The sequence below is a fragment of the Caballeronia jiangsuensis genome (assembly GCF_046030135.1).
GTDB classification, from domain to species: Bacteria; Pseudomonadota; Gammaproteobacteria; order Burkholderiales; family Burkholderiaceae; genus Caballeronia; species Caballeronia jiangsuensis.
Map to the genome: position 1 here is coordinate 1 of NZ_JAQQDB010000064.1, position 13,834 is coordinate 13,834.

At 58.1% G+C, this 13,834-nt stretch carries 7 protein-coding genes and 2 pseudogenes; 5 read left to right on the forward strand and 4 right to left on the reverse strand.

Annotated elements, in window-relative coordinates:
• Window positions 1-186 precede the first annotated feature (186 nt).
• The 3 genes from PQR08_RS36540 to PQR08_RS36550 all read right to left on the reverse strand — a co-directional run bounded on the left by PQR08_RS36540 (window position 187) and on the right by PQR08_RS36550 (window position 2,268).
• A complete protein-coding gene (locus tag PQR08_RS36540) occupies window positions 187-927 on the reverse strand; it encodes a DUF3223 domain-containing protein (protein ID WP_408164143.1) in 741 nt (246 codons plus the stop codon).
• A 361-nt stretch (window positions 928-1,288) separates the two neighbouring features.
• Complete coding sequence (locus PQR08_RS36545) at window positions 1,289-1,810, reverse strand: alkaline phosphatase family protein (RefSeq protein WP_408164173.1); 522 nt, start codon at window positions 1,808-1,810, stop codon at window positions 1,289-1,291.
• 281 nt (window positions 1,811-2,091) lie between these two features.
• Window positions 2,092-2,268 (reverse strand): DUF29 family protein, encoded by a 177-nt coding sequence (locus PQR08_RS36550; RefSeq protein WP_408164145.1) that lies wholly within the window; start codon window positions 2,266-2,268, stop codon window positions 2,092-2,094.
• Between the two features lie 2,309 nt (window positions 2,269-4,577).
• On the opposite strand from PQR08_RS36550, the gene PQR08_RS36555 reads away from it, so the two are divergent.
• The 5 genes and pseudogenes from PQR08_RS36555 to PQR08_RS36575 all read left to right on the forward strand — a co-directional run bounded on the left by PQR08_RS36555 (window position 4,578) and on the right by PQR08_RS36575 (window position 11,399).
• The gene (locus PQR08_RS36555; RefSeq protein WP_408164146.1) at window positions 4,578-5,057 is read left to right on the forward strand and encodes a LysR family transcriptional regulator; all 480 of its coding nucleotides are present in this window, start codon (window positions 4,578-4,580) and stop codon (window positions 5,055-5,057) included.
• A gap of 569 nt (window positions 5,058-5,626) precedes the next feature.
• Window positions 5,627-6,543: pseudogene (locus PQR08_RS36560) on the forward strand (lipid A biosynthesis lauroyl acyltransferase).
• A gap of 406 nt (window positions 6,544-6,949) precedes the next feature.
• The gene (locus PQR08_RS36565) at window positions 6,950-8,248 is read left to right on the forward strand and encodes a TAXI family TRAP transporter solute-binding subunit (RefSeq protein WP_408164174.1); all 1,299 of its coding nucleotides are present in this window, start codon (window positions 6,950-6,952) and stop codon (window positions 8,246-8,248) included.
• Window positions 8,249-8,698: 450 nt separating this feature from the next.
• On the forward strand, window positions 8,699-9,499 hold the full coding sequence (locus PQR08_RS36570; RefSeq protein ID WP_408164148.1) for a hypothetical protein: 801 nt from the start codon (window positions 8,699-8,701) through the stop codon (window positions 9,497-9,499).
• Window positions 9,500-10,221: 722 nt separating this feature from the next.
• Window positions 10,222-11,399 (forward strand): annotated as a pseudogene (locus PQR08_RS36575) (porin).
• Window positions 11,400-12,224: 825 nt separating this feature from the next.
• On the opposite strand, the gene PQR08_RS36580 reads toward PQR08_RS36575, so the two are convergent.
• Window positions 12,225-13,745, reverse strand: a complete 1,521-nt coding sequence (locus PQR08_RS36580) for an MltF family protein (protein WP_408164175.1) — start codon at window positions 13,743-13,745, stop codon at window positions 12,225-12,227.
• Between the last annotated feature and the right edge of the window lie 89 nt (window positions 13,746-13,834).

The following is a 13,834-nucleotide window of genomic DNA, read 5'->3' on the forward strand; positions in this document are numbered from 1 at the left end:
GGAGATTCATGTCCGAGGGCCGTTCGTTCCGTGGTCCTAGGCAATGCGGACCAACATGGCGTCAAAGGACTCGGTTACCGGTGCTTATCGGATGCTTTCTGAAGCGGGTCTGGAGTCGAGATATCGTAGGGGGGAACTGGTCGTCGGCTTTCGCATCAGTCCCGCCCCAGATGCCTTCGGGCGCGACTAGATCTGAATCGGCCGTTGAACTTCTGGCTGACGTCGTCCAACCGCCGCTGACATTTTCGCGCGCTTCGCGACAATCCTTAACCTTGCGACGGCGTTGTGATATTTAGCAAACGCCTCTGCCATGGCAGGCTCCGCAAAGACCTTTAACATGTATGTGTCGGAACACGTCGTAATCGTGCCCACCGGGACGCCGTGCGACCAGCCGCGCATCGCCCGGAAACTAACCACGATCTGGGCGAATGACATACCGACGTGGTCCAGATGTCCTTCTTCATACGTTAAAGACGCGCCAGTAAGTTCGCAAGGAACGCGCCGCAAATCATCTCCGTACCGCTCGTAGGCCCGTTTCTTCGCGGCCAGCAGGAACGGTTGCACGGCAGTCCAGCACGCAGCTGTAAATTGCACTGCGTCGCTTTTAGGCTGTGCCCTCACAGCAACAGCGTGGCTAAAATCAGTCGCATCGCCTCGCGTGCGAACAACCCAAAAAGCGACGCTCGAGAAGCTTTCGCTTCCATAGCGGCGCCGCTCGAAGTGGTCGATTCCCGTTCCGGCCTTGGGCGTTCCGGCGTTGATAGCGAGATCGTACCGTTCAATCAACGCCGCCAGGTCGTCATGGTCTTGAGCGTCGTCGACCGCCTGCTCGTCCGCATAGCGCCCGAGCATCTGCTGAAAGTGATCAAGCGCCGCCTTTTGCGAAGGCCAACACTTGCCATTAGACAACTTCACTTCTATCGCCATGCCGAACTCCGGTTCTTTCACCGATGACCAATATTTCAATGGCCAGAAAGATTTGTAAAGGAGACTTACAAAAGAGGACACTTACGTGGCAAGAAACGCGCGCACATTCGGAAAAAGGGAGCGTCTGTGCCTGAGAACCGCATATCACCCGGATAGGAGTACTTGGCTGTTGGCGGGTCCCAAAAGGTCGGAGGCCGAGGGACGGCAAGGAAACAGCTCACCCGTTGTCGAGCTGTCCCTAACGGCGACGGGTGCGAACAAGTCTCCGCCCGGGTCGAAGATGTTGGCCTGGGCGCCTGCACACGCGGTACCTCGCTGGAATTGCTCCGTCTTATCAAGAAGGTTACCAAAAAAAAACGCCCTAATGATACGCGTACAGAGGTAGGAAAGGGTCTTTGGAGCGAGGTGCGCCTTCGCTCGACGGTCGCGCCTTTCCAATCGTCGCGATGGGCAAGGGGCATTGCGGGATGTCCGAACGAGGTGCTGAAAGGCTCACTATTCTTGTAAAGTCGTCTGTTGCGCGCACGCGCGCCGCCAGGTCGAGCAGTCCATTAAGTCCCAGCAGTTTGTCCGTGGTTTTTAGTATCGATGTGTGGTCGTACACCGAATGATCGATGGTTCCGGCCGGTACGAATGGAGAAACGACGATAGCTGGCACGCGTACTCCCATCCGGTCGAAGGAGAAGTTATGAGTCTTCAGGCGGGCGTTCTCGGCTGAACCAGGCGGCACGGCAATCGGAGGTGTCACATGGTCGAAGAAGCCCCCATGCTCATCGAAGACGACGAGCAGCACGCTAGTTGACCATAGCCTAGATGCGCTGATAGCGTCGTAGACCTGCTTCACCAACGCTTCTCCTTTTCGAACGTCACCGGCCGGATGCATTGAATTGCCATTTCGGAAGTCGGAATGGATACGTTTCTTTCTCGTCTCGCTTCCAACTCGCTGACGGAGAAGTTCATATTCATCGAGCCGACATACGACGCGAAGAACGACGAGCAATTCCTCGAAACCAGGCGCTCGTTGAGACCCGTGCACATGATAATCCGGCTTCGGGCTAACGACCACGCATTGATGTACTCTTCGTCGAGGAATATTCGAAGTTAGGTGCGTTTTCGATGCGCAATGGTATAGCGGACCGCTCGTCGTGAACACGTACCATGCCGTTAGTCGGACGCCATCCAGGTGCTCCACTGAAATAAGCTTTGCTGAAGTCGGGAGAATTGCGCACCCAACTCGTACTTAAGCTCCCGGGCAACGGACTCCAGTTCGCCCGCGACGTTGCCCTTGTCGACGCTTTCCAATTTGCCTGCACCCAGCAGTGCGGCCTGCTCCTGCGCCATAAAAACAAATAATCGTCTTATCCGTGCATTTATTCGCCTTCCAAGAGGGTGTGTGCCTACATCTGTTGTTCTCGAATACCGACGATGTTCGGTAATTAGCGAAAATCGGACTGCAAAGAACTGAACGCATGTTTGCAATCAAATGGCAAGCCCGTTCAATTGAGATGCATTCCCGTCTGCTCGACACGGGGAGCGCGTCGCGAATTTTTTCAGATAACAGCTCCCTAATCAGTTTGATAATTAAGAGCGCCGCACGTATGTGCGATGCCGGTTGGCAACTCCTGCTTTTCGGCTTGCCAACGCTTTCGTGCGGTATAGAACCGGCAGTGGCCGGCACGGCGGTTCGTACCAGTCAGGTAATCTCCTGAAGATGCCGTCGGCTGCGCACGCATAGGCGAGCGGTGCGTGACGAGCGGTTTGTTCATCGTTTCTAGAATCGATGTCTCACGGTGCGAATTGTTCTGAGCGGCAGTGTCGCGGTCCACGACCAAAGACGGGTCGCTGTGAAAGGGATGCACAACTCATAGTCGCCGAGCCACTCCCCTGTTCTCTTCACTTCCGTCGGCACGCCATGCAAAAGGAGATGGACTTCCTGTCGAATAGGTTTATCGTTGAAACTCAGGCGATTTCCCTTGGCTACTGCCAGAGATCCCCGCCCCACGGCTTGGCACTGGATTACGGAGCGCGACCAAGACAAGCAGTCAAAGTGCGCGCGAGCGTCGTCCCATTGCCGACTTATCGGAACACGCATGTGCAGGAGTCGAACATGAAGAAATCTATTATGGCCGCGGCGGTTGCAGCCGCACTTTCGCTCGCTGGCTTGGCCCAAGCTCAAGAGTCCCCCGACACGTTGCAGTCGATGCCGTCGCAGGCTCAACAAAGTGTACAGGCGGCCCCGGGAGACTCGGCTTATGGCGGTACACTTTACTCGCAAAGCGCGAGCGGAAAGGCGTCGATGCTAGGAACGCGTAACGGGAACAATTGCACGCCGCTGCCTTTCTGCAATGTGTACACTGGCGGTCAGTAGTCCGGATCTTACTGAAATTCTGGGTTCACTTGTCCCCGCGCCTTGGGGAAGAGGGCATGACGGCGTCCAGGCAGCGCCTGGACCAGCGACCTGGCCGACCTTCTGGGCTCTGCGGGCAGCGAAGCTTGTTCTTTTTGTTCGAACCCCAAACGCCGGTGGAAGCGGCTTGGAAGTGCGAGCTGTTGTGCGACCGACAGTTGCCTATCCAGACATACGGCTGGGTTTGAAGCTCGGAAGACAACGTGCCTCTCGGTTGATGTCTCACTCCGGTGACGCGGCGCGTCGACAGTGCCAGCCGCCGTGCGGTGTGAAATGCCATGCGAGTTCCGCATGCGTGACGTAAGAGAAGGATTGGAAGAGACTGCTCCTTCCGTGCATTCAGCCTTTTGTTTTGCGCGTATCGTGGATTTGCGACGCATCTGGTACGTGACGAAACGCATCGCGTTCACCAGCGCGTTGGCGCGCCTCTTGGTCGCGCTGGCGCTTCTGCTGCCTGTAACGGATTCCGACGCCCAGGGGCTTGAGCCGTGGGCATACTCGGCCGCACCCACAGTCAATGAACTTTCTTGTGGCCGGCTACACCCGCTGCACTGGTCAGGTCATTACGGACCCGTCGCTCCCGGTCACCGACATACATGCGACGATGAACGCGTTTGGCCTCGGATACGCGCGTGTGTTCAACCTAGTCTAGGTAGCCGTACCGCATCAGTCGGATTCGCTGTTCCGTTCGAAAACGGCGATGTCTCTGGCTGGCGGTGACTAGAAGGTGATCTCGCTGGCGCTGCAGTATCGATGGCTGGGTGATGAGCTGCCTTGATCACGCGTGAATCTCTCACCTAAGCTGAAACGCAATGACAAACCGAATGTTTGCAGCCGCCTCGGTACCTGTGCATGGCGTCGACATTAATACCGGCAAATCCAGCCCGCACTTGCAGTGGGCTTGGTCGCGGTCTACCTATGCAGACATAGCCGACAACATGTGAGCGATATGTACACAGAGCGTTTGCGCGGTTTAATTTCTTCCAGCGCGCGTTCAAGGCGCAAACGCGGCTGGCGCAAGTGCTTTTGAATGATGTGAAAAGTTGCACGCGTAACATTTACTGCAATGCCGGAAGAAACTGGGCGAGCCGCTGGAATAGCGGATGACAATCGGCTTGAAAAGGATTATCTAATAAGCGTAGAGATTCGCAATACTGCTCCATATTCGCTTCGCGCTCCCGCTTTGCTGAGTGCGCGCTCCGGTGGCGGTAGGGACAACGAGGCGGGGCAGGAGGACGATAACATGAGCACGACCCAGGCGACGCGTGTCTTCGCGCGCGTAGCGGAGACGGAGAGTTTTCACTGCGTTGCTCGTGAAGCCAAGGTCTCAAATGGGCCGGTTAGTCGGGCTATTGCATTACTCGAAACTCACTTTGGAACGGGTCTGATCAATCGCCCCACTCGCGAGATTTCGCTGACCGATGCCGAAGCGCATTACTTGGAAAGGTGCCGCGCGATTTTGAAAGAACTCAATCACCTCAAGTCGACGATTAGTTCGACGGAGGCGGGGCCGGGCGGCACTTTGCGAGTCGTCGCGTCGGGTGCGCTATTGTCGCTGACACTAGCTCAACTGGTCGCCGGATTCTGCAAGCGCTATCGAAGCGTAATCGTAGGCCTAACTCTCATCGAGGTTGAGGTTGGCTTTGGCCGCGGCGGCAATGACGTTGGCATCGTAACACGCGCGACGGTTAGCGCTGCCTCATTCGGGCAGGGATTCAAGTAGCGATCTTAGGTTAACTAATAAACGGCTCCAGATTACGTGTAACAACCCGGTTGCTGGCGGCACATACAGGGTGAACATCATGGAATTCGTTGTGTTGCTTGCAATTTTCCTCACGTCGAGTGGGTATCTCCTCAAGGCCTCAATACCGCCATCTACCCCGGCGGCCGCGGCGTCGGTTTCGCCAGTGGCGAATGCGTCGGGCGCTGGTGATCTCGTCCTAAGCAGGACACAAGGCCCTTAGCGGAGCGCCGCAAGCACATCTACGTGCGTTGCAGTCAAGGCAGTCAGCATTGAAGGAGGATTCCTCGGCCGCCGGCTCTTACGCCGTATGCCTAAGCTCGCTGCCGACAGTGTGAGCAGGGACCATCCTTGTGATCCGGCAGCCGTCCGCGCTCGCATCGGTCGGCATCGGCCATCGCCACGATGGTCTTCCGCCTTGCGGGGACGTTCGAACGCGGGGTTCGCCGTTTAGCGCAGTCGAAAGGAAGCACCACGGTCGACAACTCTTCCGGAATGTCGTTCTGGAACAAGGCGGATCTGTGAGTCGGTGAAATTATGTAGGCGCCGATATGCAAGCTCGCTTTCGACGCTCGATCGCCTCAGGAGAGACGTTTGGACGAAGTTGGCTTTGTCTCACCGTAGCGCTGCTACGAACATTGTCTATTCTTATGGACTGGTCGCCAGGCTCGGCAACGCGTTCGGGGCAGCTTTGTAAGTGCTTCCAAGTCGACGCAAACACGTCGTCTTTCCCAATCTGCCTCTCTGTTTCCCCGGCAAGACAGAACCCGAATAGGATGATCTTGCGCTGAACCACTTTCGCCACGTGGTGCGAAGCTATCTCGAGCGAGGCATTCAGTGGTTCCGTACCGCCCACAACCGAGGAACAAGCACGTCGAGATCGACAGCAAAATTGACCTTCATGACAAGAATGCTCCGCCTACCATTTTTATGGGTTTTCACTTCGTCGCAATCGAGGTTGGCTGCATCCTATACTCGACTCGCTTGCCTGCTGCCCTTTTTGTAAACGCGCATGTCGAATGCACGCTTGTGCGAACGGGCCAGGCGACAACGCGGCAGGTTCGGCGCAGAAATGATTGAACGCTCGACCAGTGCAAGAAGGATCTTGGGACTGTTGCGCGCAGGCAAACCCGTGATGCTTGCAGGGGACATGGACCACGGCATTGACAACTCTGTATTTGTTCCATTCTTCGGCGTCCCTGCGTGCACGCTCACTTCGGTTTCGCGACTTGCGCGGCTCGGGCATGCGCGGGTCGTACCTTTCGTGACTCAAGTGTTGCCCAATTACCTCGGATATAAGTTGACAGTTTTCGAACCGTTCGACGATTTTCCGTCCGAAAACGACGCGGTGGACGCTCGTCGCATGAATACGGTTCTTGGCGAGCAGATTTTGAACCGCCCGGAACGGTCTTACTGGGTACATCGACGCTTTAAGCATCGTCCGCCGGAGTCGGCGCCGGTGTGTTGAACACGTCGTCGTTTTGCCATTTTTGCCAGTGCTCGGCCACGATATCACGGTGCCGCCACTGAAGAGAGTTAAAAGCGATGCTTCATGGCGAAGGTCGTCTCGACCCTATCCGTGGTGGACGCCGCAGTAACGCCGTTAATCCGTGCGCCGCCCGAGAGTGTCTCACGCGCCGGGCTCCCGGCACTGCCGGAAAGGTCTAACGGGGCGGTTAAGCTCAATCTGGCCGATACCAGGGTTCACAGCACTCCCGTGCCTGCGCCCCAAGCCGTGCAATTCATTGGTATCGTAGTCATTTCTCCCATACCGGATCGTGGTTTCGCCGCGCTCTCTACTGCGGCGAAACTTGGAGCGCCGGGCAATGAGTCCCAGACACAATCCAGCGCTGCAGCGCAGCCAGAAATCCCCCATGACACCGGCGAGGCGGCGCCTGCTGACCATCGGCCTGATCGTTCTGTCGGCCGCCTCGGGCTGGGTGATGATGATCATGGTCGAACCCGCTTTCCAGCGCACCATCGTGATGACCAGCGGCGCAGACAACGGCATTTATCGCGGCTTTGCGGACCGCTACGCGCCCATCTTAAAGCGGGCGGGCATCAAGTTGGATATACGCGGTTCGTCCGGCTCGGTGGAGAATTACGAGCGATTGAGGGAGCCGAAGAGCGTCTACGACGTCGGTTTCATCCAGTCGGGCACCGTGAGTCCGAAAGAGACCGATAAACTGCAGACGATTGCCGCTGTGTCGTATGAACCGATCTGGGTGTTCTATCGTGGCGAGACTGCGGTCGACCAGCTCTCGCAATTGCGCGGCAAGAAAATTTCGATGGGCGTGCCCGGCAGCGGCCTGCTCAACGTCGCGCAGTTGCTGCTCGGCTATAGCGGCGTCACGAGCCAAAATTCCACACTACTGCAAATGGATGCGCCCGCGGCTTGTCAGCGGCTCGAAACCGGGCAAATCGACGCTGCATTCTTCATTGGGCGGCCGGACGCCGAGATGCAGAAGACACTGCTGAACAGCAGTCTAAAGCTGATGAGCTTCTCGCAGGCCGATGCGCTGGTTCAGAAAATCCCGTCGCTTTCAAAAATCGTCTTGCCGCGCGCATCAACGAGTGTCGCCGAAGACCTACCGCGCACCGACGTCACGCTGCTTGCGGCAACAGCGCTGCTCGTATCGAAAGACACAATGCATCCGGCGCTCATCTATTTGCTGCTCGACGCGGCGCGCATCGTCCACAGTCATGAAGATTACTTCACGCCGCTTGGCACGTTTCCGAACACGAACACCGAAGAATTCCCGATCTCCGATGAGAGCGTTCGCTACTTCAAATCCGGTCAGCCGTTCCTGTACCGCAATCTGCCGTTCTGGCTCGCGAGTCTGATCGAACGACGGCTGTTGATCCTCGTGCCGTTCGCGGCGCTCCTCGTCGGTCTGCTTCAGGCATTGCCCCGCATGCTTGAGGCTCGGATGAGAAAACGGCTCGTGGTCTGGTATCGCGAGATCAAAGCACTAGAAGATGAAGTGTGGAACAGCACCGCGCCGACCCGCTCCCAAATTGCCCAATGGAGCGACGAGATCGAGAGCATCGACGCGAACGCGAGCCGGATCCGGATTCCGTATCGATATTTTCAGGACGTCTATGCTCTGAAACAGGCGATCGGGGTCGTGCGGGACCGGATAGCGCATGTGGCGCAGAGAGCGAAGGGTTAGAGGGACGTCGCCCACGCATCGTTCCACGTCATGGACATGACGCCGTTGAGCAGCGTCCTTACGAGCAGGCGGCAATTAGAACGGACTTTTCCCAGGCCGCCAGCCAGTCCTCGCGGGTAGGCGCGGGCATATGCATCTCCCAATGGGCAAGCGTTTTTTCCTGATGCCAACGGTCCTTTCGCTGTCGACTTGTGCACGCCCGAGTTCCAGCATCGCGCTGTCGCACGCGGCCCAGCAACACCCGTATGTCCGCCGGCACCGTAACGCGCGCATGCTTCGGCCTCTGTCCGCTCTAGGCGTAATAGCAGTCCCATCGCCCCCGCGTTCTTTTTTCTGCTGACCTTGTGAGCTGCGATAGTGCTGTGCCAATGGCGCGCGCTGACCTATCGTGATAGGGAGAGCCTGATAAAGACATGCGCGCAGACGCGTTTGACGAGACCCGGGGGAGACATGAAAGCGAAGGTCGCAGGTCTGGCCGCCGGCCTTATTGCATTGGCCAGCGCAACGTCGGCGAATGCCGCATTCCGGTACGACGAACTCTGGGGCTATATCGCGTCGTCGATGGCTCAGTCCGGGGCATCCGCGACGAATCCCAGGCCGTCTGTCTATGACGAAGTGCTGCTCGAGAAAGGCGTCGATCCGGCTTCCGAAAAAGGGCAGTTGATTCTCGCGTGGATCGTGCGCATCAACAGCGACCCGGCAGTCGCCGGCAACGTCCAGCGCAAGAGTGATCTCATGCTGAACCCGGGCGCCCGCGCCGAGGCATTGGCCGAAGGACTCGGACGCATGGCGCCCGCACTGCGTCTTCAGTACGTCGCGCTGATCGCCAAGGTGCTCGACACCCTCGTTCCTCCCGACTGCTTCGGCCTAAACGAGATGGACGCGGTGATTGACCGGGTCTCGCTGAACGCGATGTCCGACGCAGATATCGACGGATACTTCCGCATGCTGCTGGCGGCGCTCCGCGCGACGCAAACCGGGACCACGCTCGACACGCCGAGCCCGCAGCAGTACGCGCAGGCCGAGACACGCCTCAAGCTCTCTCTACTTAGGGAGCTGGACTACGCGCCCGGCAACGTCGCGCGCTATTCGGCCTTCTCCGCCAATCCGTCAAGCGTGCCTTCCGTTGACGCATGCTGGGCGATGCGGGTGACCATACACGCCATACTCGCGATGCCTGACCCCGAGCGGGACGTCGTGTTGCGGCAAACGGTCCAGTCGCGGCGTGGCACGCCTGCGCCAGCTCGTTGAACGGGCGGTTCCGGCGTGTAATGTAGAGACCTAGATGATCGTTCCCGTATCGCAGCCTCGGCAAGGCGACGATCGATAGGAAGTGGGCTTTGTGCCGACTCTTCCAAACCGACCGGGCGGCCGCGGCACAAGGAAGCGGCATTCACGCCTTCGTGGGTCGCTCCTCTGCATGCGCTGTGGCGCCCGGCCCTTACCGCTACTCACCCTGTCAAGCGTGACACCTTAGTGCCCTCGAGCGAGGCGTCTGCCATCAGCGCGGCGTCGTTCAGTACATACGCCTGTAGCACAGCAGTCTGAGGACGATCGACTCAACTGAGGTCGGTTGTTTGGAAACGTCGCGAACGCGCCAGGGGAAAAAAACCCGCCGAAGCGAGTGAACCCCCGTGGAGATCTAACCTCGCTCAATTTCCAGCGGAGCAGAGGTAGGCTAGCGCGAAACGGGGAAAACACAAGGCGAAGATCAAATCGCGGGCATTCGAACGCCGGTCCCGAACAAAAGGATGCCGAGTGAAATCCGCGTTGCTTGCCTCGCAGCACGGTCGTCGCATACGGCATATCCGCGGACGTTGCGATCCAGCGACAAACTCGACGACTCGATAGATTCGGACAGCCAATTTCCGTTATCGTCTTACAGCGACAGCAACTTCTCCGCAGCGAGGACGGTCGGGGTACGGGGTACGTGAGCGTTTAATGAAAACAGACTTCGAACCCTGGAGTAACGCATGAAGAAAACTCTGATAGCCGGCACCGCGCTGGCCTCCTTGGCCGGTGTGGCGCAGGCGCAAAGCAGCGTGACGCTTTACGGCCTCATCGACGCAGGCCTGACCTACACGAACAGCCAAATCACCGGCACGGGAGCAGGTGGTCACAGCAACTGGCAGATGACCAGTGGAGGCGTGCAGTACAGTCGTTGGGGGCTGCGCGGAGCGGAAGATTTAGGCGGAGGGTTGCAGGCGATCTTCACTTTGGAAAACGGCTTTAACCTGAACAACGGGCAGTTGTCGTCTGCCAACCGCATCTTCAACCGTTTGGCCTACGTCGGAGTTTCCAGTCGTGACTTCGGCTCGCTGACTTTGGGACGTCAAACCGACGGCATGGTTGACTTCGTAGGGCCGCTCTCGTTGACCGGAACACAGTATGGCGGGACGCACTTCGCGCACCCGTTCGACGTCGACAATCTGAACGACTCGTTCCAAATTAACAATTCGGTCAAGTATCAGAGCCCGGATTTTGCCGGCTTCAAACTCGGCGCCCTGTATGGCTTCTCGAACCAGGCCGGTGGGTTCGCGAACAATCGTGCATACAGCGTCGGCATGTCGTACGCGTGGGGGCCGTTGAATTTCGGCGCGGGCTACCTACACCTGAACAACGCCGCCGGCACCCCGGCACAACTCAACACCAACGGAGCAGTCACCGATACGCTTGGAACGTCGCTATCAGGCGTCCTGACTCCGACCGCGGTGCCGCTCGGGGCACTCGCTAGCCGCCAGCAGACGTGGGGCGGAGGCGTCAACTACGCGTTCGGTCCATTGGTCGCAGGCTTCGTATATACACAAACGAACCTGACCGAACTATTCCTTACTGGCTTCAACACTCACTTCCAGAACTATGAAGGAAACATCCGGTTCGCTTTGACACCAGCCGTTATGCTGGCGGCGGCTTACACCTACTCGCGCGCCGGAGGCAACGCCGGTAGCGGTGCTCCCCACTGGAATCAGGTGAGTGCTCTGGCGAATTACGCCTTCTCAAAACGCACGGACGTCTATATTCAAAGCACCTACCAAAGTGTGAGCGCGAGGGCAGGCAACCCGCTGGGGGTCGCCTGGATCAATGGTGTGAGTTCACCGCATCTACATCGAATCAGATCGAGGCAACCGTCGGCGTGCGTCACCGATTCTGATTGGAAGCTCCGATGCGGCCAAGTCGCGCTAGGAGTCGATTCCAGCGCGATAGAAGCCTTTGTTCAGGCGGGCGTAAGCTACAAAGGAGAAGGGCGCAGCGTGGCTCGAGCCCGGGCGCAAGAGATTGCGCTCGTGGCCCCGCGCGGGGAAACGGTTCGCAGGGTGCGTGGGCGCGACAGCGCGCATAATACGGCGGAGGTGAGCGAAGTTTTCGGTTACATTGCGAGGCTGGAGGCGCCAACTATGAACAAGCGGCGAGTGAAAACGAAATCCGAGGGCACCTGCTGACGCATTTTCAAGGCCGCGAAACAACAGTTCGTGCTCTAGGGACTCTACGGGCCCCGAGTTCCCCGCTCGATGTCGGGCGACCCTTACGACGACGGTCACAACCTGCGGCGTTGATGCAAGCGGCGATCTTGAGCGACGTGAAGCCGGAAGTCGTCCTCGTCAATCGCGGCTACAATGGTGTTGCCATCGAGGGTACGAAGTGACCAGACCTTTTTTGAGACCTGCCTTCGGACTGCTGACAACGCCACCGTTGACAAAAGGTCGGGATTACGCGCTGCCGACTGGCCGCTATTAGGGGCCGCAGAATTCCAGTGACGTTTTCGAGCGATGAGGTCGGGGAGAGGACTGACGCAGCCAGACCCCCACGCGTCATTCGGCCCGTCGCATTTCGTGGCCGGAGTGGATTAAAAAATAAGAACTGCGCCAAGGGGCCGAGAGTTGCAAATCACGTCGCGTGATCACCGCGTTCCACCAGACGCGAAGCAACCTCACCGCGTGTCGGCTGAGCGTCGGCTACACGATGTGCGTTGTCCTCGTCAGCCGCTCCGCTGCCGAACCACGCGGCTGCGCTGCGCTTGCGCTTCTTTGAGAAGGTGGTAGGACGCATAGTACTTGTAGATGTTTCGCACATACGTGGTCGTCTCGATGCCGATCTTCTCGGCCACCACGATCTCCACGTTGTTGAACCAGACATCGGGGTTGAGTCCGCGGGCAGCAGCCTCCTTGCGCATCTTCGCGATGTTTCCCGGACCAGCGTTATAACTGGCAAAAGCGAATAATGGCCGGTCCACCTCGGAAAAATGGGCATCCTGGAAGTAGCGGGTCATCAATTGATCAAGATACTTCGCGCCGGCCTGTATGTTCCACTGGGTAACCTTGATGTCTCCGACGTTGAGTTCTTTCCCTGTGGCCGGCATAAGTTGCATGATGCCGACCGCGCCCACCCGACTCTTCGCATCCTGATTAAGCTGCGATTCCTGAAACCCTTGGGCGGCGAGCATCAATGGGTCGAAATCGTACTGCTGGCCATATTTTTCGAAATACGCCACCGTCTGTCTGAAACGTTTGAGTTCGGCAGTTTCTGTGTTGTTGTGAATCTGCTTGGCACCCTGCACGTAATGTTTGAGGCGGACCTCCGCTATGCTTTGCTTCCTGATGACCTTCTCGTAGAAGTCGCTGATCGCCGCCTTCAACTGGGGGCTATTCTTGCGAATGGCCCAGCCGATGACGCCGCCCTCCCGCACCGCAATGTTCTCGTGCACCTTGACGTTCGGTAGCATCTGCGCCCACATGCGCGCCTTCCAGTCGTCGACGACCAGGATCTGAAGCAGGCCGATATTCAACATCTCCATCGCGTCTTCGTCTTCGAGCGCATTCGGTAACAGCACGATTCGGATCGGTGGCTTTCCGACCTGCCGGAAGTGGTTGTTCAGTGCAATCAGGCTTTCGTAATAGCTACTATGGCGGCGAACGTCGACGGACTTTCCCTTGAGGTCATCGAGAGCGGAAAGCGCAGGTGACTTTGGACCGGTCAGAACGAGTTCACGCGTCGGCCTGAGCGCGTGTGCGGTAACAAAGTCGGCCTGCTTCAGGCGATCCTCCGTTACCGTCAGATTGCCGGCTGCGATATCGCCGACGCCTTCCGCGAGCCCGGGCAGCAGCCGGTCGCGTGTTGTCGGGATTATGATGACCGTAATCGGGCGTTTGCCCAGGCGATCGGCGTAGGTCCTGTTGACGAATCGCTCAAAGTCGCGCACGGTATCCGCGGTCACCCCGCGCTCGTGTCCGCGATCGTTGAAGTAGAGCGTACGGCTAAAGGGGGCGAGAACTCGAATTATGCGACGGTCTAGCATCGCGTCGAAATCGCCGCGCCAAGGCGTGTTGGTCAGATCGATGCGGCGTGTCGCACTTGCAGGAATCGGCGCGGACACTCTCGGTGACGCAAACGCAGATGATGGCGCGGATGCCGGTTGAGCCGCAGCGAAAACTGCGCTCCGTAAGCAAAGCGAAGCGCCAAACAAGCCTGATAGCAGGCACGCACGAGCGAAACGCATCATATACACCGAATTTGTCGGAATTCAGCCTTGCGACGGTCCGTCTGGACCGTCATTACAGTTGAAATCGTCTTAGCTTTCGGGGCCTTCTT